Genomic DNA, 21596 nt, shown 5'->3' on the forward strand with positions numbered 1-21596 from the left:
CATGCTCAAGCTTCACGATTTTTGCAACAGAGCCGTTTTGAGCAAAGCCGGATAGAGCCGCCTTTACTGTGCGGCTCTTCAACTTGCGCGATGCGGACCAGGGAGGCATGCTGAATCCGCTCGCGCTCGGCTCTGCCAAGCGGGACGGGGGGAGGAAGGCGCATGTATCTCAAGCGGTTGAAGTATTTTATCGCAGTTGCCGAAGAACTGAATATTGGCCGCGCGGCTACGAGGCTCGATATTGCACAGCCCCCCCTTTCACGCCAAATTGCCTTGCTTGAAGAGGAATTGGGGGTTCATCTTTTTGACCGCTCGCGCAGCCAGATCCAGCTTACCCAGGCCGGCTGCGTGCTGCGCGACCGGGCCCGCGAGATTATTGAGCGGCTTGAACTGGCCCTGAGCGAAACAAAACGCATCGGCTCGGGCTTGGCGGGACGGCTCAGCATCGGTTTTGTCGGATCGGCCTCTTACAGCGTGTTGCCGGCGTTGATCCGAAGCTATCGGCGCGAGTACCCGGATGTGCATCTCAGCCTGCGGGAGATGAACAACGCCAATCTGCAACGTTCGCTGGTTCAACGCGAGATCGACGTTGCCGTGGCTCGGCCCGGGCTTGAGGACGATGAATTCCGCAAAGAACCACTGTGTGTCGAGAAATTCATTCTGGCGTTACCAGAAGGATCCGATTTAAGCAGCCGGGATACGATACGGCTTGCCGATCTGACCGATCAAACAATCATTCTATCTGTCACCCAGTCGCGCCCGAGCTATGGCGCCGTGGTCCTGGACATTCTTTCGCATGAGGGTGTTACGCCGGGCAGCACCGAACTGGCCCCAGATTTTCAGTCCCTGATCAGCCTCGTCTCTGTCGGAGTGGGGATCGCCTTGGTGCCCCAATCCCTAGGTCTCGGGGCGCGGCCGGGCCTGATCTTGCGCCCCTATGAAGGATATAATCCCGGCATAGGGCTGATGGTTCATACCCGTCTCGACAATCGGGCGCCGCAGGTCATGCAGTTTATGGATCTGACGCGGAGATTCGCACGCAAACTTTGAACCGCCCCTAAGCTGGCCAGTTCACGTCTGACGACTGCCTGCCGTTGTTCCATGATGGATCGGGCGGCTTTCGACAGGAACGCACGCGACCCTGGCTGGCGCGCTCGCAAGTCCGGTCTGCCAGGAAGCACTTTCAGAATGTTCCCCGACAGGCTCGACGCCTAGGGTCAGGACCCATTGATTATGGCTTTGTTCGGTGATTCAGGAGGCGCTTGGAGGTCCTTCTGATGAGCCATCTATTTTGGCTGACAGACGCGCAGATGGCGCGGCTTGAGCCGTTCTTTCCCAAAAGTCATGGCCGTCCCCGCGTCGATGATCGTCGTGTGCTGAGCGGCATAATCTTCATCAATCGCAACGGCTTGCGCTGGTGTGACGCGCCCAGGGAATACGGCCCACCAAAGACCCTCTACAACAGATGGAAGCGCTGGAGCCGGATGGGTGTGTTCACCCGCATCATGGCCGGCCTGGCCGCCGAAGCGGCTGACGAGAAGACGATCATGATTGATGCGACCTATCTGAAAGCCCATCGCACGGCCTCCAGCCTGCGGGTAAAAAAGGGGGGCGTGGCAGGCTGATCGGGCGGACGAAGGGCGGCATGAATACAAAACTTCATGTCGTAGCCGATGCTCAGGGCCGCCCGATCCGCATGTTCGTCACCGCAGGCCCCGTCAGCGATTACACCGGTGCAGCTGCCATGCTGAGCAGCCTGCCGCAGGCAGAGTGGATGCTGGCCGACCGGGGTTATGATGCTGACTGGTTCAGAGATGCGTTGAAAGACAAGGGGATAAAGGCATGCATCCCCGGTCGGAAGGGCAGGAAGAAAGTCATCAGGCACGACAAACGTCGCTATAAGCGCCGCAATCGCATTGAGATCATGTTCGGCAGGCTCAAGGATTGGAGGCGGGTGGCGACCAGATACGACAGGTGCCCTATCGTCTTCCTATCGGCCATAGCACTCGCCGCAACCGTACTCTTCTGGCTCTAAAGTTAATGAGTCTGGAGCCTAGGCCCGAGGCTTTTCCGGCCGAACCAGCCTGACCCGGCGCCAGCGCAAGCCGCTTATTAGTTGGGATCGTGATGGCGCTGCAGACGCAGCGAGACACGCCGCGCGGCTTCCACGACGATGTTGCGAAAGGCCCGAGGCTGAATCTCGTGACGACTGCGCGGAACAACTAGAACCAGCGCCGCAACAGGCTGGGAAATGTGGTTTTGGATCATTGCGCTTACGCAGATGACATCTGGCTCGTTCGCGGGTGGACCGGCGAGAAACCCCTCGCTTGCTATGTCGGCGAGGCGGTTGCGGAAGCTCTCCCGATTGTGGAGTGCGTTTTCGGGCTGGGCGTAGTGATCGAGATATTCGTCTATCTGCTGGTGCGAGTATTGCGCCAGATGCAACAATCCCGGCGGGCTATCATGAAGCGTGACTCCGGTCCCAAGCATCTCGCGCGAGACGCGCAGGGCTTGCGTGCCTTCCAAGGCCTCCAGAATCAGCAGCCGCCCGTGGTCCTCCATCGTCAAATATACGGTCTCGCCATAGCCACGCAAAAGTTCGGCGAGGACCGGGCGGGCGGCCCCCATCAGGGGCGAACTATCCTCAAACGCGCGATGGAGCGTGGCCACTAGCGGCCCGAGGCGATACCGCCCCCGTTCGACCTTTCTGAGCAGGCCAATTCGCCCGAGCCCGTTCACAAGGTCATGCGTTCCGCTGACCGAATTGTTGATCGCACGCGCGAGATCCGTCACGGAATGCTCCGGCTGCTCTGCTGTGAACTGCCGCAACAGACTTCCGACCTTATGAAGCGTTTTCATGGGTACCCCCCTCCCTCCCCGCACCAGCTTTCCGGTATTACCGGAAAAGTATGCGGTATTTCAACATACCTTTCGACAGCCATGCAAATTTTGCAAGGTAGGGTGCTCATTACAGCAAGACGATACGGAATGAGACTTCGGCGCTTCGGTGGCCGGATCTTTGGGAGGAGGAAAAATGAAAGACGATGTCAAGCCCAACGCGGGGGTCAGTGCGACCCAGCCGTACACGGGGAGCGAATATCTCGACAGCCTGGACGACGGTCGCACGATCTTCATCCATGGGGAACGGGTCAAGAAGGTTGCTGACCATCCAGCCTTTCGTAACTCGGCACGCATGGTCGCGCGCTGGTACAACAGGCTGCATGAGAAGAAGGACCAGATCGGTCGGCCGACCGACACCGGCTCGGGCGGCTGGACGCACCCCTATTTCAAGGCAGCCAAGACGGCCGAGGAACTCATCGCGGGGCGAGACGCTATCGCCGAGACGCAGCGCGTGGCGCAGGGCTGGATGGGCCGCGCGCCGGACTACAAGGCCGCCTTCATAGGCACGCTGGGCGCCAATTCGTCTTTCTACGGGGAATATGCCGGCAACGCGAAGGCCTGGTATGCCCGCACGCAGGAACGGCTCGACTACTGGAACCACGCGATCGTCAACCCGCCGATCGACCGCCACCTGCCCGTCGAACAGGCCAGCGACGTCTATATGCAGGTCGAGAAGGAAACCGATGCCGGGGTGGTCGTCTCGGGCGCCAAGGTCGTCGCCACCGGCTCGGCGCTGACGCATTACAACTTCGTCGCCCATTACGGCGTTCCGATCAAGGACAAGAAGTTCGCCCTGATCTTCACCGCCCCGATGGACAGCCCCGGCGTGAAGTTGATCAGCCGCGCCAGCTATGAGCTGAATGCCGCGGTGATGGGAACGCCCTTCGACTATCCGTTGTCCAGCCGGCTGGACGAGAACGACGCGATCCTGGTGTTCGACAAGGTGCTGGTGCCCTGGGAAAACCTGTTCGTCTATGGCGACATCGAGAAGATCAACGCCTTCCTGCCCGCCTCGGGCTTCGGCGCGCGCTTCACCATGCACGGCAGCACGCGCCTCGCGGTCAAGCTCGACTTCATCGCCGGCCTGTTGTCCATGGCGCTTGACGCGACCGGGGTGTCGGCCTTCCGCGGCCCGCAGACCGCCGTGGGCGAGGTCGTGGCCTGGCGCAACATGATGTGGGCGCTGAACGACGCACTGGTGAAAAGCCCGGTGCCGTGGGTCGGGACCGACGGCTACGTCCATCCCAACCTGAATGCCGGCACCGCCTATCGTGTGCTTGCGCCGATGGCCTACATCCGGATCAAGGAACTGATCGAACGCCATGTCGCCTCGGGGCTGATCTATCTGCCCTCCTCGTCGCTGGACTTCGAATCCGAGGAGGTACGGCCCTATCTCGACCGCTACGTCCGCGGCTCGAACGGGATGGTCGCGCTGGACCGGGTGAAGCTACTGAAACTGCTGTGGGATGCGATCGGATCGGAATTCGGCGGCCGGCACGAGCTTTACGAAACCAACTACGCCGGCAGCTACGAGGCGATCCGCGTCGAGACCATGATGGCGGCCCAAGCCTCGGGCGAGTTGGCGCAGATGCAGCAGACGGTCCGCGACTTCATGTCGGAATACGACCTGAACGGCTGGACAGCGCCCGACCTGATCAATCCCTGGGATGTCAACCGCCTGCGAGCCGGCTTCCAGAAATGAGAGCCGCGATGCGGCCGGTCCGGCCGGCCGCATCGCCGAACACTTGAAGGGGGGGTGGCCGTTGTCTCTGGATTATTCCGGGTGCCAAACGAATGTGATGCGTGACGATCAGTTGGCCCTGCCGGCCAGCATCGTGACGATCGGTGCCTTCGATGGCGTGCATCGCGGCCATCAGGAGCTGATCACCCGCGTCGTCGCCGAGGCGCGGGCGACCGGGCTGCCAGCGGTGGTCTGGACCTTCGATCCGCCGCCCAAGGTGTTCTTCGGCAAGGCGCGGCAATTGACGCCGGTGTCGGAAAAGCTGGCCCGGATCGCCCGGCTCGGTCCCGATTACATCGTACTTTCAAATTTCGGCCACAGCTATGCGGCGCGCAGTCCTGCGGATTTCCTGGCTGATCTATCCCGTATCGGGCCGAAGCGCATCCATGTCGGGGCCGATTTCCGCTTCGGCGCGCGGCAGGCTGGCGACACCGATCTTCTGGCGCGCCACTTCAAAGTCGTCCTTGCGCCCCCGGTGCTTTGCGAACGGGGCGTGACGATCTCGTCCAGCCGCATCCGCGCGCTGCACGAGAGCTGCCTGCTCAGCGAGGCGGCCTCGCTCCAAGGCGAGACTGCGCCTTCCGCCCTGCTCTGTGGGGCGCTGTTAACCAATGACATGAGGTATGAGGAGAGTTTCGATGTCTGGTTTTGACCCGCGCGAGTTGCGCGATGCCTGCGGCCGTTTCGCCACCGGCGTGACGGTAATCAGCACCCGCACCGAGGACGGCGATCACGGAATGACGGCCAATGCCTTCATGTCGGTCTCGCTCGACCCGCCCCTGATCACCATCTCGCTCGACCGCAAGAGCCGGATGCTGGAAAAGGTGCGCTCCTCCGGGCGCTATGCCGTGAATGTCCTGGCCCAGGACATGAAGCCGCTGGCGATGCATTTCGCCGGCAAGCACGACCCGGAGTTGGTCGGGGTCTTTTCCGAGCGTGACGGACTGCCGGTGATCCCGGATGCCCTGGCGGTGTTCCTGACCGATGTCGAGCAGGAAATCGAGGCCGGGGACCACACGCTCTTCATCGGCCGGGTGACGGACATCGGCCGTGAAAACGGAAACCAGCCGCTTGTCTTCAGCGGCGGAAAATTTGCGACGCTCGCCACGGCCGACGAATAGGCCCCGGCAGGCGGACTTATTACTAAAACAGGGAGGATACTCATGGAGGCTCTGTTGCAAAAATCGTGAAGCTTGAGCATGCTTGGCGGAGATTGGACGGACGGAACGATGACGGATTTCAAGTGGCGCCATTTCCAGGGTGATGTGATCCTGTGGGCGGTGCGCTGGTATTGTCGCTATCCGATCAGCTATCGCGACCTTGAGGAAATGCTGGCGGAACGCGGCATTTCGGTCGACCATACGGCGATCGGCTCTGTTGCAAACATGGGGCACGGCCGCGCGGTGTCACCCAGTTGGGGGATTAGGCGGCATTGGCGAAATGCTTATTGAGCATAATCATGGTTTCGGTCAGGGCCGAGGGTCCAATTCCGAATGCTCTTTCAACCAGGCGCACCTCCCCCATGATACCTGGCTGCAGGCACCATGCCTGGGCCCTGTCTCTTATACACATCTAGATGTGTATAAGAGACAGGCCAGAACCAGCGGAGACGCTTCTCCATCTCCGGCGCGTAGCGCTGCACCTGTCTCTTATACACATCTAGATGTGTATAAGAGACAGGCCAGAACCAGCGGAGACGCTTCTCCATCTCCGGCGCGTAGCGCTGCACCTGTCTCTTATACACATCTAGATGTGTATAAGAGACAGGCCAGAACCAGCGGAGACGCTTCTCCATCTCCGGCGCGTAGCGCTGCACCTGTCTCTTATACACATCTAGATGTGTATAAGAGACAGGCCAGAACCAGCGGAGACGCTTCTCCATCTCCGGCGCGTAGCGCTGCACCTGTCTCTTATACACATCTAGATGTGTATAAGAGACAGGCCAGAACCAGCGGAGACGCTTCTCCATCTCCGGCGCGTAGCGCTGCACCTGTCTCTTATACACATCTAGATGTGTATAAGAGACAGGTACATGAGCCCAATCTTGGAAACCGTGTCAGAGTTTGCAACAGAGCCGATAGCTCCGATCCGGCCCGCAACCTGGTGCTGTTCGTAACCGGGATGCCGGGGGCCGGGAAAACCTCTGAAATCCAGTATGCGGCGCTGCATGAAGGAAACCGGCTCGGCCGTGACGTGCGCGCGATCTTTGAGGGCCAGCTTGTCGATCCGCAAGCGAGCATCGCCAAGGTCGAACAGGCATTGAGCGCCGGATGCAGAGTCGGGGTAATAGCGGTGTTGCCTCGGCCAGAGGAGGCGCTTGCGCACACGTTCCAACGCTTTGAGGAGCTGGGCAGGGGCGCGAGCGCGGCCGTGATGGTGCGTATTCAGGAGGGCACGCCTGACGGCCTAGAGGCCCTTCTAGCAGGCTGCGGAAAAAGGCGCTTGCCTTGATGTGGCATTGCTGATTCCAGGATCCCGTAGAGGGATGTTGAAGGGATCGGGATGCGCGGCGGTGATGAACGGAGCGAGGGGCTGTTCTCGTACGTGAGTTGCGAGGCTCGGGTGCCGGCGAACCATGCTCTTCGCGCGATCCGGGCGATTGTCGATGAAGCGCTCGAAGTGCTGTCCGCGGACTTCGACGGCCTGTATTCTCGTATCGGGAGGCCGTCGATCCCACCCGAGAAACTTCTTCGGGCCTTGCTCCTGCGGGCCTTCTATTCGATCCGCTCGGAACGCCAGTTGATGGAGCAGATGGACTACAACCTGCTCTTTCGCTGGTTCGTCGGCCTGGCGATGGATGCGCCGATCTGGGATGTCACGGTCTTCACCAAGAACCGCGAGAGGCTGCTGTCCGGGGACGTTGCCGCCAAGCTCCTGTCGGCCATCATCAACCAGCCACGCGTGCAAGCTCTTCTTTCGGACGATCATTTCTCGGTGGACGGCACGTTGATCGAAGCGTGGGCAAGCGCGAAAAGCTTCAGACCCAAGGATGAAGGCGGCCCCGGAGCTGTCTCTTATACACATCTAGATGTGTATAAGAGACAGGACTACAACCTGCTCTTTCGCTGGTTCGTCGGCCTGGCGATGGATGCGCCGATCTGGGATGTCACGGTCTTCACCAAGAACCGCGAGAGGCTGCTGTCCGGGGACGTTGCCGCCAAGCTCCTGTCGGCCATCATCAACCAGCCACGCGTGCAAGCTCTTCTTTCGGACGATCATTTCTCGGTGGACGGCACGTTGATCGAAGCGTGGGCAAGCGCGAAAAGCTTCAGACCCAAGGATGAAGGCGGCCCCGGAGCTGTCTCTTATACACATCTAGATGTGTATAAGAGACAGGACTACAACCTGCTCTTTCGCTGGTTCGTCGGCCTGGCGATGGATGCGCCGATCTGGGATGTCACGGTCTTCACCAAGAACCGCGAGAGGCTGCTGTCCGGGGACGTTGCCGCCAAGCTCCTGTCGGCCATCATCAACCAGCCACGCGTGCAAGCTCTTCTTTCGGACGATCATTTCTCGGTGGACGGCACGTTGATCGAAGCGTGGGCAAGCGCGAAAAGCTTCAGACCCAAGGATGAAGGCGGCCCCGGAGCTGTCTCTTATACACATCTAGATGTGTATAAGAGACAGCGACAGACCAGTCCCCCTCCTTCGAACGCAGATCGACGGTGACCACTGCGGCGCCTTTTTCCGCAGCCTGCTAGGTCGCTTTGGCGATCAGATTTCGGTTGCGGTCCATGACGTGCGCGATCGTGCGAATGTTCATCGCCTAGAAGGCATGGACGGTGTAAATATCTGGCGGAAGGAATTGGAAAATGGACCTGTCCAAGAAAGGCTTGAAAGAGAGTTCGACCGGCTCAACCAGCTCGGCCGCGTCAGCGCCGATTGCGCCCTCCAATTCAAAGGACAGTCTCCCCACGGGCAACTTTACGCGATTGGAGGCCCTGATGTTGGTGGGAGCCTCGCACATGGCGACGGACGAAAAGCTACGCCGGAAAGTGGCCGAACGTCTCTCCTGAACGCGGCGCGGGGAAGCTCGCTCGCCGGACTCTCCGACGCCCTCAAAACAGGCCAGAGCGAAGGCGACGGCAAAACCAAATCCAACGAAATCGGCCACGGCCTGCCTAAGCCGCCGTCGCCCCGGCGTTCCAGATGAACGCCCCCAGCCCCAACCTTCCGTTTGGTGTTAGCCGGGGAGCGTTGCGAGGGGCTGGCCCCTTGCTGTGGGGGTCGAGCGGGACGCTGGGCGGCCCGATCGCAGGGGGACGCTTCCCCCGCCTGCCCCTTCTTTTCCAGTAGGTGCCATGACCGGCTATCTCGGCTCGAAACAGGTTTCGGGCGCATATCAGGCTGTGATTGCCAATATGCCGCCGCACGATACCTACATTGAGACGCATCTAGGCTCCGGCATCGTCCTCCGGCGCAAGCCTCCCGCTGCCCGCTCGATCGGCCTCGAAATTGATCCGGCTACCTTTGAGTGCTTCGGCTCGATCGCGGCAGAGGAATCGAGCGCGTTCGATGGCGCGGCCGTCGAAACCTACAACGTCGATTGCCTCGCCTTCCTGCGCGATTTCGACTTTTCGGCCGCTGGGCGCGTGCTGATCTATGCTGATCCGCCCTATGTCCTCGCCACGCGCTCCCATCCGGGCACGCGCTACCGCTATGACTATACGGACGCGGACCATAGGGAACTGCTGGCCGTCCTCGATGCGCTGCCCGCCTCGGTGATGATTTCAGGCTATCCCTCGTCCCTGTATAGCGAGCTGCTGCCCGCGCCGCGCTGGCGCGTCCTGTCCTATCAGGCCATGACGCGAGGCGGGCCGCGCACCGAATGTCTATGGATGAACTATGCGCCCGATGCGGCGCATTGGGCCACCCATGCCGGGGTGGATTTCACCGATCGCCAGAGGATCAAGCGCAAGGCGGCACGTTGGAAACGCATGTTTAGCGAGCTGCCTGCGGGCGAGCGAATTGCGATCCTCGCCGCGCTGCTGGAAGTGGACTCATAGCAGGCCAGCACCGCACTCGTTGCCGTTGTGAAATGATTAACCAAAGCATCCTAGATCAGCCCTGCGACCCGAAGAACCTTTCTCGATCATTTAGGTTCTTTCACTGGACCCGGCTGCATTAGCTGTCGGGTCCATCTTTTTGCGCCCCCAGCTCGTCCACCAACATTTAACCAAGGCGGGCAAGGGTCCGATTACCGCTCCTGTGTCAAAAGAGGCGATGAACGGCGATAACAACAGGCCCTTTTCGCGCGGCGATTTGTCGGCGCTTCTGCTGCTGCTGTTCACGCTCGCCATGATGGCCTATAATTATTCGCATCCAGAGTGGGCGAGCCAAGGCGGCATATGGGCCTACATTGTTCCCCGCCACGGGACAGCATCATAGGCGTGCGCGCCTATCCGATGACTGAACGGACAAAGCGGACGATCGGCGGCCCAACGCCCGCGAGGAAGGCAAGCCCGGTAAGCGCCAGCAATCCCCAAAACTCGATGTGGATAAGCAAGTCGCTGCCGGTATCGTCGTTCGGATCGGGCCATTCCTTCATGGCACCGGATGATTACGGCTCCGGCTCGATGCTGCAACCTCCTAAGCCAGCAAGGAGGCTTCACCGGCCCGCATCATAGACGGGAACGTCTATGCCACCGGCGACATAGACGCGGGCGGCTATGCTGCAGCACATAGACAGCGGCGACTATGCTTCAGCGGCCAACATTTCCGAGACAGGGCACCCGATCGCGTCCGCGAGCTGCGCCATAACATCCAAGGTCGGATTGGCCTTCCCGTTCTCGATAAACGAAATGTAGGAAGCCGTGACGCCGGTTTGCTCATGCAGCATCGCTTGCGACATTTTGAGGGCCTGCCTCCGCGCCCTCAACCGCTTCCCGAATAATTTGCTCAACGGGTGCGCCATATCGTCCAAACGTAGGTATATTGCCATTCTGGAACCTGCTTCGGAGTCGGGTGATGATGGACTTGAACGACGAACAATATCACCGCCTCCAACATGCTATAGCCCTCACGCGCGAAAGCCTCGCTATCGCGGCGGAGCTGGGCGACGATCTATCAGCCTTCCAACTGAAACACGCGCTCCATTCGCTGCATTACATTAGCGAGCTAGAGGCCGAAGGCCATGACGATCGGGAGCCTGTCACCCTGACCGTGGATGAAGCGAAGGCCCCGCGAACTGCGAGAACAATGCGAGACACGGACTTGAGCGATGAACAATATCGCCGCCTCCTCCACGCTATAGACCTCGCACGGGAAAGCCTCGTTATCGCGGTGGAGATGGACGACGACATAACCGCCTTCCATCTCAAAACCGCGCTCCGTTCCCTCGACTATTCTAGGAAGTTGGTTTCCGCTTGATCTAGCGTCGAACGCTGCGGCGCTGGGCCGGTTGATCGTCTCCGATAACCGGCCCGGAACGCTTCCTTTCGCGTTCGTCGTCCAGCTTGATCCGGGGAGCCTCCCGCTCCTGCTGACGCGGGTTCTCGATCGCCGCCCTGATCTGGCGCACCGCGCCTTCACGGCCCAAGCGGCTGTTCTGCTGCAAGTCGTTGAAGTCGGTGAAGCGTGCCGGGTCGGCCTGCTGCTCGCCGGGGGCGAAGGTCGGGAAGACCGGAACGCCGTTCACGGCCTGCGCCGCTTGGGTCGCCTTCTCCTTGCCGGGATTGTAGCCGAATTTCTCCAAGACGCGCTGATCGTCCTCGCCCATGATGAAAATCGGCTTGTCGGGGTAACGCTCGCGCAACGCGGCTGCGACGGCGGGGAGGTTGCCGGAATCGAACGCCGCGACGGTCGCATGGTCCACCACGCTAGAGACGGTCGCCATCGTCGCGTAGCCTTCGCCAATCATAATGCGCGGGGCCTTGTCGAGCGCGGCTAGTGCGGCCTGCGGCGTCACGCCCCCGTTGACCACATGGAAACAGCTTTCCTTGTGGCTCTCCTTCGCAAAACGCTTCGTGCCGTCTTCCTGAATATATTGCGTCGTCCAGTGCTTGCCGCTGGTGTCGATCGCCGGAAGGTGGATTGTAGTATCGCTGGCGCTGGCGAGCGCGCCGATCGTCGGCGCAATACCCTTCCTCTCCATGTAGGGCGTTGCCTGCTCGATCTGACGGCATTGCGCGGCGCGCTGCTGCACGCGCTCGGCCGTCGCATCATATGTCGCCGCCCGCTCCCGCTCGCGCTCCTCTCGCTTGGTGGCGGCCTCGGCGTTCAACCGGGCCTTTTCCTCCTCGCTCAACGTGTAGCCGGTGCTTTTCCATCGCATATCCAGCCCCGAACGGTTGTTCTTGATGTAGCCCGCTGGGTGGCCATCGGTGAAGGCGACATAGAAACCCGCCGCCTCGCCCTTTCCATCGCCCTGTGCCGGAACGCGGTGGGTCTTGCCGTCCATCATCGGGTGCCCTGCGGGAACCTCAAGGCCAAGAGATTTCATCGCGTCGGCAAATTCGACCTCCGGGCTTTTCGCCTCCTTCTGGCGCGGCTGATTGTCTATTTTCCAGCGCGCCAGCTTCTCCGGGTCCGCGCCCTCCGGCGCATACCAGCTCTTGCGAGCGGCATCCCATTTCGCGCCGTTGGCTTTGGCAAGGGTTCGTTCGCCATAAGGCACCGCCAGATATTCGCGTGCCTGTCGCGGGGTTTCCTGCATCGTTTGCCCTTCCTGCGGCTGCTCCGGGGCCGTGGGGCGCTGCGCGCGCTCGCCGGGGAGCGATTGGCCTAGATCTCCTGCGGGTGCCTCTACGGCGCTTGAAAGCCATTTCTGGAACGGCTCGACATTAGCGCCTGCCGGAACATACCACGACTTTTCGGCCTTATCCCATTTCGCGCCCAAGGCTTTCGCCTCGTCCTTTTCCCGATAGGGGACCGCAAGATATGTGCGGGTGGAAGGCTCTGGCGCGGCGTCCCGCTGGTCGGTCGCGGCGATGCCCAAGGGCGGCGAATTGACCGCATAGAGAGGGGCCAAGCCCTGCCGCTCGCGGCGCTCATCGGCATATTGCTCGGCCTTCAAATTGACAAGGCGGGCAACGTCCTCCGGGTTCTGGTCGCGGCCGTCAAAATCGGTGATCTGGTTCGGCCCAAGCGACAAGGCGATATAGCGGCGGCGTTCGCTATCTGCGGAATAGCCCGCCATAAGGTTTCGCTCGCCGTTCGGGGTTATCATCGTGCCGATCGGCCCGACGCCCTCAAATTGCCGTCGAACGGTGTGCATCGGCCCGCCACTATCAACCGGCTCCCAACCGTGCTTGTCGATCAGCGCGCGCAAAGTGCGGTCGGAATAGTGCTGCTGCGGCTCCGGTATAGGATCGCCTATGGCGGCAACGGCCCCGGCTGCGGCGGCCCATCTGTCGCCGCTATGGTCTGTCAGCCGCTCGACCGTAAACCCGGAGGCATTGAGCGCCGCCGCAAGCCCCGGTCTGGCGAAGGCGGCCTTTATACGCTCGTCCAGCTCCATATTGAGGTCGTCGGATATTACTAGGTCCGCTTCCTCGTTCCCCTCGAAATGGGGGCCGTTCTGCCACTCCTCATAGGCTTGAACAGTCTTGGCCATGTCCGCGACCGCAAGCCGATCGCCCTCATCAAGATCATTCTGGCGATACTCCTGCGCCTGCTGGAAGTCTGGCGGTAGAGTAACGCGGAACCTGTCAAAATCCTCGCGCGTGGCAGGCCGGATTTGATCTAGCGGACTGGCATAGAATGGCCCGTTAATCGGGTTGCGCCCGTCTATATTGCTGGCAAGAACGCCCAACATCGCCATGCCCGGCTGCTGATAGCAAAGCGTATTTTCGTTGCTGACGAAATATTGCGTATGGTCGTGTGCCTGCTCGACCTGCTGAACCTGTTTTTGTTCCAGCGCCAGAACATAGGTGTGAATCTTCTCGGCGTCCGATGCGGCACGGACAATCTCAAGCGGGTCTTCCTCAAGGACTTTGATCCATGATCCGACATAGGCCGCGTGCTGCTCCGGGTCGTGGCCGATCTGCAATTCCTGCCCGGTTATGAGGCTCGCAATCTCGGCCCGCAATTCTTCGCGGGCATAGCCTTCCGAACCGAACGGGTGCGCCAAATCCCGGTCAAGGCGGTTGGGGTGGCCAGTCCAGTGCCCCAGCTCGTGCAGCGCCGTGGCGTAGAACCGATCCGCGCTCGGAAACTGGCTCCGCAACGGCAAGGTGATGCTGTCGGTCGAAGGCCGATAATAGGCGCGGTCGCCCGCTTCCTCGGTGATTTTCGCGCCCGACGCCCGCAAGATGGCCTCGGCCCGCTCCACCGGATTCCATTCGTGCGTAGTGGTGACGATCGGGGCAAGCCCGTCGATCTGCTCGGCGTTGAACACCACGGCATAAAACGCACGGGGCCGCTCAAGCTCGACCTTCTCTTTCCTCTGGCGACCCTCGGCATCCAGAACGGGCTTACCGCTCTCGTCCCGAACTACCCGCTCCTCCTCGAACTGCCAGTATTGGACAAGGGAGCCTTTCTCGCCCTTCCGCACCTGTGCGCCTTGGGCTGCGGCCTGCTTGTATGTCAGCCAGCGATTATCAGCCCGGCCCTCGGACATGAGATTGAGGACATTGACGCCGCGATAGCGTTTCCCCGTGGTGGGGTTGAACGGCAACCCGCTGCTGCCCGTCGCCTCCCAAGGCTTTTGCCAAGGGGCGGTGCCCTGCTTCAACTGCTCTATCAGCTTGTCGGCAACGCGCTGGTGAAAAGGTATCTTGCCCTCGGCCATATCCTCGCCTCCTCCCGATTAGTCGGCGTTGCGCGCTGCCGCGATCAATTCGCCGCGTCCCGTGGCGATCGGCTCCGCGTCACCATCAAGCCCTTCCTCGGCCTCGCGCGCGTCGGCCTCGCTCATGGCATCCTCAACAAAGGCCCCCGCCCGCTCCGCCTCCTCCGGGTCGAACTCCACAACCGCGCCGGGCGTCTCGGCGTCGGCAAGTTTGCGCGTCACCAGCTCGTCAAGGGTGGGCACGTCCTGCGCATTGGGTTGATCCGTCATGCTCGTTCTCCTTTGCTGAAATCGGGCTGTCCCTTGTTGTCGAAATAGGTCTGTTTGCAGCCGGGATAGGCGCTGCAACTCCACCAGAAGGCCCCCTTCTTTTTCGCGGAAGGACGCCGCACTAGGCCAGCGCCGCACGCTTGGCATTTGTGCTGCTGCGACGGCACGGGCGCGGGAGCCTTCACCAGCTCCGGCTTGCCCGCCTTGTCATTGGCGGTGAATTTACAGCCGTCGGCATAGCCGGTGCAGGACCAAAAATAGCCCTTGCTCCCTTTGATCCGGCGCAGCGGCTTGGAACATGACGGGCAAGGCGGCGCGTCGATCGCTATGGCAAGGCCCTGCTCTTTCACCCGCGCGACCTCGCGGCCGACATAATCGGCCAGTCCGCGAACGAATGTCATGGCATCGCTCTTGCCCTCGGCAATCGCGCGCTGCTGTTCGTGCCAAATGGCGGTCATGTCGGGAAATTTCGCCTGATCCGGCAAGGCGTCATAGAAGCCGCGCGCCTGCGGGGAGCTGACGATATTCTTGCCCTTCTCGATCAAAAAGCCGCGATCGAAAAGCGTGGCTATGATGCTGTCGCGGGTCGCCGGGGTTCCAATTCCGCCATGCTCGCCCGCCTTCCCCTTGTCCTTCTCGATCAGGAGTTTCCTAAGCCGCTCGTCCCGAACATATTTGGCCACCCGCGTTAGGTCGGTCAAAAGCGTGGCCATCGTATAGAGCGGCTTGGGCTTGGTTTCCTGCTGGTCGGCGCTGGCGGAAAGGCATTGCCCGGCCATGCCCGACGCGATCGAACGCAAATCGGCCGCAAGGGTGTCCTCGTCCTCGGCAATGTCCTCATTGCCTACATCGTTCTTATAGAGAACCGTCCAACCCGGCTTGGTCACAACCTTGCCCCGCGCGGCAAAGGCGTGACCCGCAACCTCTATCTCGATTTCGGTCTGGTCATATTGGTTCGCGGGCCAGAACTGCGCGACATAGGCGCGCGCGATCAGCATATAGATTCGCTGCTCCGGCTCTGTCAGCGCGGCAAAATCGGCCGTGGCTTCGGTCGGAATGATGGCGTGATGCGCGGAAACCTTCTGCGAGTTGAAGGCCCGGCTTTTTATCGCCGGGTCCGCGCGCTGCGCGATCGCCGCCAGCATCGGGACCGTCGCGGCGACGGCCGCCAGCACGCCGGGGGCGTCCGCGTGCTGCTCATCACTCAAATATTCGCTGTCGCTGCGGTTGTAGGTGATAAGGCGATGCTTCTCCCGCAACGCCTGCGTAATGTCCTTCACCTGATTGGGCTTATAGCCGAATTTCCGTGCGGCATCGGTTTGCAGCTTCAAGAGGTTGTAGGGCAGCGGCGGCGCTGCCTCTTTCGCCGTGGTCTTGGCGCTGGCGATGCGAGCCGGTTGCCCCTGCACCGCCCCGGCTACCGCCGTCGCAAAATTGCGGTCGATCAAGCGGCGCTGCTCATCAACCGGGTCGCCCTCCCCGATCTGGTAGCGCGCGGGAAAGGTCAGCCCGGCGAAACTGAACTGGCCCGAAACCGTGTAATAATAGCTCTTGGTGTGCGCCTCAAAATCGCGGTCACGGCGGACGACAAGGCCCAAGATAGGGGTCTGCACGCGGCCGACGCTAAGAACGCCCTGAAACCCCCGCGCCTGCGCCGCGAGGGTATAAGCGCGGGTCATGTTCACGCCATAGAGCAAGTCGCCCACGCTGCGCGCCTCGGCCGATGCGGACAACCCGGCAAATTCACGGTTATCCCGCATGGACGCCAAGGCCCGCTGCACAACCTTTAGATTGTTGTCATTGATTAGCAGGCGTTGGACCGGCAACCGGCTCCCGGCCCATTGCAGAATCTCGTCAACAATAAGCTGGCCCTCATCGTCGGGGTCGCCCGCGTGAATGACGCTCCGCGCCGATTTGAGAAGTTTGCCGATCGTGCGGAGCTGGGCGCTCGTCTTGGCGACGGGCCGCTTTTCCCACGGGATGAAGCTGATCGGCAGCGCGGCCATGTTCCACGGGTCTTGCGGGTCCACCAGCTCAAGCATGTGGCCGATCGCCCATGTCACATAATGACGGCCGCAATCTATGAAGCCGTCTTGTCGCGCCCCTCCCCCAAGGCCCTCGGCAATGGCCCGCGCGAGTTCGGGCTTTTCAGCAATGACAATGATCTCCCCGCTCATGCCGTCACCACGTCACTACGGGTTTGATAGGGGCGGTCACTTGCCGCGCGCTGATCGGCCCGAAATAGCGGCCGTCGAAAGAGGCCGCGCCATCGCCAAGGACAAGGATTTCCCCGTCGCCTAGCGTCCAATCGGCATTGAGCCGGGGCAAGGCCCGCCCTGCCCCATCGGCAAGTTGCGGGGCGCTGTCGGGGACAAGGCGGCCGTTGATCCGCACGCCCTGCCCGCCAATCTGAACGCGGTCGCCTTTAGCGGCTAAAATCCGCTTCATCATTTCATAGCTTCCGCTGGGGCAGTCGCCGGGTTCGATGTAGCGCCTACGCAACGCCTCCAAAAAGGGCGGCGCTGCGGGCGGACAGAACGCCACAAGATCGCCCTTTTGCGCGGTCCCGCCCGTCGCCCGATAGACGCCTAGCGGGATGCTCGGCGTAGCGTTGAAGCGAAGGCCCGCCGCCTTCGCGCCAAGCATGGCGATCATGGCCCCCGCCACGCCACAAACCGCATAGCGGCTGACCTTGGCGAAGCTCGGCCGCTTCATAGTTTGATCCTCCGGCCCCCTTCGGGCGGCTTCGGCGCTTGATTGCCCCTGATCGTGTCGCTCCGATCCGGCGCGGGAATCTTGGCGCGGGCACTAAAGGTCGGGTCTTGGAAATAGAGGGGCTGACGGCCGTAGATCATGGGATAGCCTGCGACATAAATCAGCATGTCGCCCGCTTCCGAAATATCTCCGTCCGGGGTCTTCTTCGGCCCCGGCATCCTCATACACTCATCCGGCGTCAAAAGCGGGCGCTGGGTTTCCTGCACGGTCTTGGACACGGTGCCACCAAAGAACCCCCCGCCCCCGCGTCCCGTGCTTTTGGTGATTTGCTCTTTAAGAACGGTGGTCTGCCCGGTGAGTTTGGAAAGATGCTCGGCCGTCTCAACGCGGTTGGGCGGATAGGCGTTCTGGATATGAGCATTGGAGGTTATCAGCTCATCCGGCCCATAGCCGGTTTCCCGGCTCCTAAGCTGGTTGGTGTCCTGACAAATGAGATAGAATTTCAGGCCGTAGCCTGCGGCGAACGCCAAGGACTCCTGAATGATTCCAAGTTTCCCAAGGCTGGGAAACTCATCAATCATAAATAGCGCGCGGTGCTTGTAGCTCTGAACCACCCGGCCCTCCTCGAACTCCTGCTTGGGCGCGAGGATACGCACCATCATGTTGAGCATGACGCGGACAAGCGGGCGCAGTCGGTCCTTATCCGTGGGCTGGGTGATGATGTAGAGGCTAACCGGCCTCTCGCTGTTCATCAGGTCACGAATGAGAAAATCGGAAGTGGCGGTATTCGCGGCCACAACCGGGTCTTGATATAATTCTAGATAGCTCTGCGCGGTCGATAGAACCGATCCGCCCTCATCATCGGGACGATTGAGCTGGGCGCGCGCGGCTTTGCCGACAACGGGATGATTTTTGCCGCCCGGCAAATGGCCGAACGTAAGCATTTCCTCCCAAACTTCCTGCGCGGGCCGAACCGGATCGGCCAACACGGCATCCACTTCGGCCAAGGTCGCCGCGTTGCCGCCATGCTTGGCTTTGTAGATGACATGCAGGATCACGCCTACCAGAAGCGCCCGCGAGGTCTTTTGCCAGTGGCTTTCGACCCCCTTCCCGTCCGGGTCCACTATCAGCGTAGCGAGATTCTGAACGTCTGCGACTTCGTTGTCAGTCCCTACCCTGATTTCGTCCAGCGGGTTCCAGTGGGCGGAGCCGCGCGAGCTGGCCGGTTCAAATCGCATGACGATCTGGTTGGCGTGTTGCTTCCTCCAACCGGCGGTCAACGCCCATAGCTCGCCCTTCAAATCGGTGATGACGGCGCTATGCGGCCACGAAAGCAGCGTCGGGATGACAAGGCCCACGCCCTTCCCCGATCGGGTCGGGGCATAGGTAAGGCAATGCTCCGGGCCGGAATGGCGTAGATAGACCGTCTTCCCGTTCTTCTCCTGATAAGCGCCAATATAGACCCCATCATTTTCAACGAGGCTGGCCGCGCGAATGTCCTCCATGTCGGCCCAGCGGGCCGATCCATGCAGATAGGCATTGCCCTTCCCGGCGTTCGATTTCGCCAGTTTGACAGCGGCGGTTATCAGGACGCCCACGCCGAAAACCACGGTGCCCACGCCCACGGCTTGCCCGAAGGCGGGTTTCAGCGCCGGAACCTCGCTCCATTTGCTGAACCATTGCAGGAAACGCCACGGGACATAGATATGGCCCGCACTCGGCCCCAAGGTTGCCTGATAGGCCATCTGGTGCGCGAACATCTGCGTTGCGCTCCATAAGCCTCCAAGGGCGGAACCGGACACAAGGGCCGCCAGCAACGGGCGATTATCGCCCTTGCTTCCGCGCTCCCGCACTTGCGGCCCGATGGCTGTGTTGCGCTTCTTTGCCATGCTTTGCCCTTCTCGCGGCCGTTACCGGCTGCGCCCCTTGCTTTTGACGGTGCCATTGCTGGCAATCTCGATCGGCGCGCCAATCGCCAGCTTGCCCGCGCGGGCGGCGCTACGCGCGTCCACGGGCAGCACAAGCATGTCAGCGCCATCTCTTAGGAGTATCAATTTCTGCCCTTCGATTTGTCGCGTCCCGGCGTAAATCAGCGGCCCATGATCGCCAGTGAACAGCCGATGCGCCGGTATATCCATTCCAATGTGACGCTTCGCATTACGTTCCGCAATGTATTTATCCGCTGCTATGGCCTGATCGTCGCTCATTCGCGGCCGATCGTCGTCCCGTCGCACAACACGATCTGGCCGGGCTTTTTGGTCGTCCACGTCTGAATGAACATCACGCGGCAATAGCAAGCGACCTCGCTCGGCGTGCTGAACCAGACCGAGTTGGGACAGGTCGCGCAAACTACCTCGGCTTTCGGGCGGCGGCTCTCGTCCAACGCGGCCAATGTTGGGCTTAACGGCGCGCTCGCTGGGGGCCTCGGCTCCTCCGGCGCTAGAATGTCCATTTCTGGCGGGCTGTGCGTGACCAACTCCAACGGCGGCGGTGCTGGCTCCTCCGGCTGCAAGTCCGGTTCCGGCGTTGGTTCCTCCGGCGCTGACGGCACCGGGTCGGAATGTCCCGTTTCGACCTGGCGCTGTGGCGCTGGCGTCTCGTCCAGCGCCATTGACGGCGTTTCGCCCAACAACGCCAGCGCCGCCTCTATCTCCTCGTCCAATGATTTGTCTGTCACGCGCACGCTCCTCTTGCCTGATATTTTGACGGCGGGCCTCTAGATCGGGGTCCGCGAAAGTGATGGGCATGGCCGAACGGGCGGCGGCCTCCACCACAAGGGCCTTGAATTGATCGCTGCCGCTAATCGCCAGCCTGTCGCCATAGCGTTCGTGCGCAAGCCGCAAGGCGGCAACAACGCCCTCGATCTGCGCCCCGCGCGATACATGCAGGCGCTGGCCATCATCGCGCACCGCTGCATTGGCGGTGCGGTAGATGATCGTCCCGCGCTTAGTGATGTGGTCTTGCCTGATCGCTGCGGGATGCGCTGCGGTCGGCATGGCGGCTATATGCAGCGCGTCATTGGGGGCTGTGCGCCGCCCCTCCCGCGCGCGCAGGGCCTCAAGGGCGGTCTGGTCGCCTGCCTTGGCCTGCTCCTGTAGCCAGTCATTCCACCCGCGCCGGGAATTGCGCGACGCAATGCGCTCCCGTTCCCGCCCGTGGGCGGCGACAATCTTGGCAATGGCGGCCTTGGTGGAGCGGGCCGCCAATGCGTAATTGAGGCGCTTAACAACCGGGCCGCCACCTAGCAGCTTTATCGCCGCCCGCTTCGTCCTCCCGATGCGCTTCACCTGTTCAATGGCCGCGCGGCGCTTGGCTGCGGCCTCGGCCAGCTCGACCTTTCGGCGCGTGGCGCGTGTGCCCTGCTGCTCGCGGTAGGCGGAGAATAGGGCGCTGGTGTCGATACGGGAGGGCACGGGGCGCTTTTCATAGGTCTGACGGGCCTTCGGTGCCCCCTCCCCTCCCTGTGCGCTCTGGAAGGCTCCCAAGCGTTTCTCTAGCGCCCCTTTTGACAGCTCGCGCGCGATGGAGCTGGCCTTTACGGTCGTTCCGTCCATCGCCGCAAATATCAGGCCGTTGCCGCGCGCCTGCACCGACAAGCCGAAATTGGCCGCGATCTGGTGCAACTCGGCCCAACTCGCGGCGGCCTTCAATGGCTCGGCGCAATTCCGCTGCGCCCAACCTATCAGGCTTTCCGTGCCCGCGATCTGCTCCATGTCGCGCGCGCGTGCTTCTCCCGCGCGCTGCCGGGCCGCATGATTATCCGGCTCTAACCCGTGCTTGACCTCTAGCCGCTCACAAACAGCGGCAAGGGTTTGATAATCCCGCAACGGCGCGTGGATCGTGTGCCGGACAGGGTGAATCTTGTTGATCGCTAGATGAATATGCGTGTTGTCGGTGTCGTGGTGGACGGCGCTAACCCGTTGATGCTCGGCAAAGCCCAACGCGGCGCATACCGCCTCCTCTATGTCACGCATAACCTCGGCGCTGGGATTCTCGCCGGGCCGGAAGGAAATAATCAAGTGGTAGGTCTTATCCGACGCCGCCCGCTGGTTGGCGGATTGGACAAGCATAACGTCCTGCGCAGCATCTTCTGGCGTATGGCCGTTGCAGTTGGTGACAGTCACCAGACCCACGCGCTCGTCACGTCCCTGCGCGCTGGTGATGTATCGCACCAACCCGCCAAAATCGCTCTTGGAAGTCGCCTTCATGGGGACGTGTTTTGCGATCATCGGCGCGGCC

Annotated in this window: 20 protein-coding genes and 5 pseudogenes; 13 read left to right on the top strand and 12 right to left on the bottom strand. The window is 61.4% G+C overall.

The window, feature by feature from the left end; genetic code table 11:
* The first annotated feature begins 162 nt into the window (after nucleotides 1–162).
* Entirely contained in the window at nucleotides 163–1050 is an 888-nt protein-coding gene (locus FE851_RS24475) for a LysR substrate-binding domain-containing protein (RefSeq protein ID WP_145206852.1), read from the top strand.
* Nucleotides 1051–1277: 227 nt separating this feature from the next.
* A protein-coding gene (locus FE851_RS24480; RefSeq protein WP_145206863.1) for an IS5 family transposase occupies nucleotides 1278–2035 on the top strand; the annotation gives its coding sequence in 2 pieces (ribosomal slippage) (nucleotides 1278–1599 and nucleotides 1599–2035; 759 coding nt in all).
* A gap of 77 nt (nucleotides 2036–2112) precedes the next feature.
* Here the strand turns inward: FE851_RS24480 and FE851_RS24485 are convergent.
* Nucleotides 2113–2859 (bottom strand): IclR family transcriptional regulator, encoded by a 747-nt coding sequence (locus FE851_RS24485; protein ID WP_145206853.1) that lies wholly within the window; start codon nucleotides 2857–2859, stop codon nucleotides 2113–2115.
* 175 nt (nucleotides 2860–3034) lie between these two features.
* Between FE851_RS24485 and FE851_RS24490 the strand changes: the two genes are divergently transcribed.
* The 4 genes and pseudogenes from FE851_RS24490 to FE851_RS24510 all read left to right on the top strand — a co-directional run.
* Entirely contained in the window at nucleotides 3035–4603 is a 1569-nt protein-coding gene (locus FE851_RS24490; protein ID WP_145206854.1) for a 4-hydroxyphenylacetate 3-hydroxylase N-terminal domain-containing protein, read from the top strand.
* Nucleotides 4569–5294, top strand: coding sequence for an FAD synthetase family protein (locus FE851_RS24495; RefSeq protein WP_222422996.1), 726 nt, complete (start codon nucleotides 4569–4571; stop codon nucleotides 5292–5294). The genes FE851_RS24490 and FE851_RS24495 overlap by 35 nt, the downstream gene beginning before the upstream one ends.
* Nucleotides 5281–5763, top strand: a complete 483-nt coding sequence (locus tag FE851_RS24500; protein ID WP_145206855.1) for a flavin reductase family protein — start codon at nucleotides 5281–5283, stop codon at nucleotides 5761–5763. Before FE851_RS24495 ends, FE851_RS24500 begins: the two co-directional genes overlap by 14 nt.
* Nucleotides 5764–5871: 108 nt before the next feature.
* Nucleotides 5872–6012 (top strand): annotated as a pseudogene (locus FE851_RS24510) (IS6 family transposase); the annotation flags it as partial.
* A gap of 52 nt (nucleotides 6013–6064) precedes the next feature.
* On the opposite strand, the pseudogene FE851_RS24515 reads toward FE851_RS24510, so the two are convergent.
* The 3 genes and pseudogenes from FE851_RS24515 to FE851_RS26445 form a co-directional block, all read right to left on the bottom strand.
* Nucleotides 6065–6196: pseudogene (locus FE851_RS24515) on the bottom strand (IS6 family transposase); the annotation flags it as partial.
* Nucleotides 6144–6647, bottom strand: coding sequence for a hypothetical protein (locus tag FE851_RS24520; RefSeq protein WP_145206856.1), 504 nt, complete (start codon nucleotides 6645–6647; stop codon nucleotides 6144–6146). The gene FE851_RS24520 and the pseudogene FE851_RS24515, both read right to left, overlap by 53 nt.
* 2 nt (nucleotides 6648–6649) lie before the next feature.
* Nucleotides 6650–6967 (bottom strand): hypothetical protein, encoded by a 318-nt coding sequence (locus tag FE851_RS26445; protein ID WP_186378983.1) that lies wholly within the window; start codon nucleotides 6965–6967, stop codon nucleotides 6650–6652.
* A 177-nt stretch (nucleotides 6968–7144) separates the two neighbouring features.
* Between FE851_RS26445 and FE851_RS24530 the strand changes: the two are divergent.
* From FE851_RS24530 to FE851_RS26450, 6 genes and pseudogenes are all read left to right on the top strand, one after another.
* A pseudogene (locus FE851_RS24530) lies at nucleotides 7145–7645 on the top strand (transposase); the annotation flags it as partial.
* Between the two features lie 33 nt (nucleotides 7646–7678).
* Nucleotides 7679–7936 (top strand): annotated as a pseudogene (locus tag FE851_RS24535) (transposase); the annotation flags it as partial.
* Between the two features lie 42 nt (nucleotides 7937–7978).
* Nucleotides 7979–8227 (top strand): annotated as a pseudogene (locus FE851_RS24540) (transposase); the annotation flags it as partial.
* A 25-nt stretch (nucleotides 8228–8252) separates the two neighbouring features.
* Complete coding sequence (locus FE851_RS24545) at nucleotides 8253–8795, top strand: hypothetical protein (protein WP_261371179.1); 543 nt, start codon at nucleotides 8253–8255, stop codon at nucleotides 8793–8795.
* Nucleotides 8796–8943: 148 nt separating this feature from the next.
* On the top strand, nucleotides 8944–9648 hold the full coding sequence (locus FE851_RS24550; protein ID WP_014194362.1) for a DNA adenine methylase: 705 nt from the start codon (nucleotides 8944–8946) through the stop codon (nucleotides 9646–9648).
* 217 nt (nucleotides 9649–9865) lie between these two features.
* Entirely contained in the window at nucleotides 9866–10030 is a 165-nt protein-coding gene (locus FE851_RS26450; RefSeq protein WP_019053931.1) for a hypothetical protein, read from the top strand.
* Nucleotides 10031–10040: 10 nt separating this feature from the next.
* Here FE851_RS26450 and FE851_RS26455 read toward each other — a convergent pair whose 3' ends face one another.
* Together FE851_RS26455 and FE851_RS24555 are read right to left on the bottom strand one after the other, a co-directional pair.
* Entirely contained in the window at nucleotides 10041–10190 is a 150-nt protein-coding gene (locus FE851_RS26455) for a hypothetical protein (protein ID WP_006954178.1), read from the bottom strand.
* A 147-nt stretch (nucleotides 10191–10337) separates the two neighbouring features.
* The gene (locus FE851_RS24555) at nucleotides 10338–10583 is read right to left on the bottom strand and encodes a helix-turn-helix domain-containing protein (RefSeq protein WP_019053933.1); all 246 of its coding nucleotides are present in this window, start codon (nucleotides 10581–10583) and stop codon (nucleotides 10338–10340) included.
* A gap of 26 nt (nucleotides 10584–10609) precedes the next feature.
* Between FE851_RS24555 and FE851_RS24560 the strand changes: the two genes are divergently transcribed.
* Entirely contained in the window at nucleotides 10610–11011 is a 402-nt protein-coding gene (locus FE851_RS24560) for a hypothetical protein (protein ID WP_019053934.1), read from the top strand.
* A 1-nt stretch (nucleotide 11012) separates the two neighbouring features.
* Here the strand turns inward: FE851_RS24560 and FE851_RS24565 are convergent, their stop codons facing one another.
* From FE851_RS24565 to traI, 6 genes are read right to left on the bottom strand one after another with little or no spacing between them, the layout of a single operon-like run.
* Nucleotides 11013–14372: a zincin-like metallopeptidase domain-containing protein gene (locus FE851_RS24565; protein ID WP_145206857.1), complete on the bottom strand. Its 3360-nt coding sequence runs from the start codon at nucleotides 14370–14372 to the stop codon at nucleotides 11013–11015.
* 18 nt (nucleotides 14373–14390) lie between these two features.
* Nucleotides 14391–14642 carry a hypothetical protein gene (locus FE851_RS27195; protein ID WP_006954184.1) on the bottom strand — a complete coding sequence of 84 codons (252 nt, stop codon included), beginning with the start codon at nucleotides 14640–14642 and terminating at the stop codon, nucleotides 14391–14393.
* Nucleotides 14639–16819 (bottom strand): DNA topoisomerase 3, encoded by a 2181-nt coding sequence (locus FE851_RS24575; RefSeq protein ID WP_019053936.1) that lies wholly within the window; start codon nucleotides 16817–16819, stop codon nucleotides 14639–14641. Before FE851_RS24575 ends, FE851_RS27195 begins: the two co-directional genes overlap by 4 nt.
* A 4-nt stretch (nucleotides 16820–16823) precedes the next feature.
* Complete coding sequence (gene traF / locus FE851_RS24580; protein ID WP_006954186.1) at nucleotides 16824–17357, bottom strand: conjugative transfer signal peptidase TraF; 534 nt, start codon at nucleotides 17355–17357, stop codon at nucleotides 16824–16826.
* Nucleotides 17354–19246, bottom strand: a complete 1893-nt coding sequence (locus FE851_RS24585; RefSeq protein WP_145206858.1) for a type IV secretory system conjugative DNA transfer family protein — start codon at nucleotides 19244–19246, stop codon at nucleotides 17354–17356. Before FE851_RS24585 ends, traF begins: the two co-directional genes overlap by 4 nt.
* A 21-nt stretch (nucleotides 19247–19267) precedes the next feature.
* Nucleotides 19268–21586 (bottom strand): TraI/MobA(P) family conjugative relaxase, encoded by a 2319-nt coding sequence (gene traI, locus FE851_RS24590; protein WP_145206859.1) that lies wholly within the window; start codon nucleotides 21584–21586, stop codon nucleotides 19268–19270.
* Between the last annotated feature and the right edge of the window lie 10 nt (nucleotides 21587–21596).

It is taken from the genome of Sphingobium sp. B2, from assembly GCF_007693735.1.
GTDB lineage: Bacteria > Pseudomonadota > Alphaproteobacteria > Sphingomonadales > Sphingomonadaceae > Sphingobium > Sphingobium xenophagum.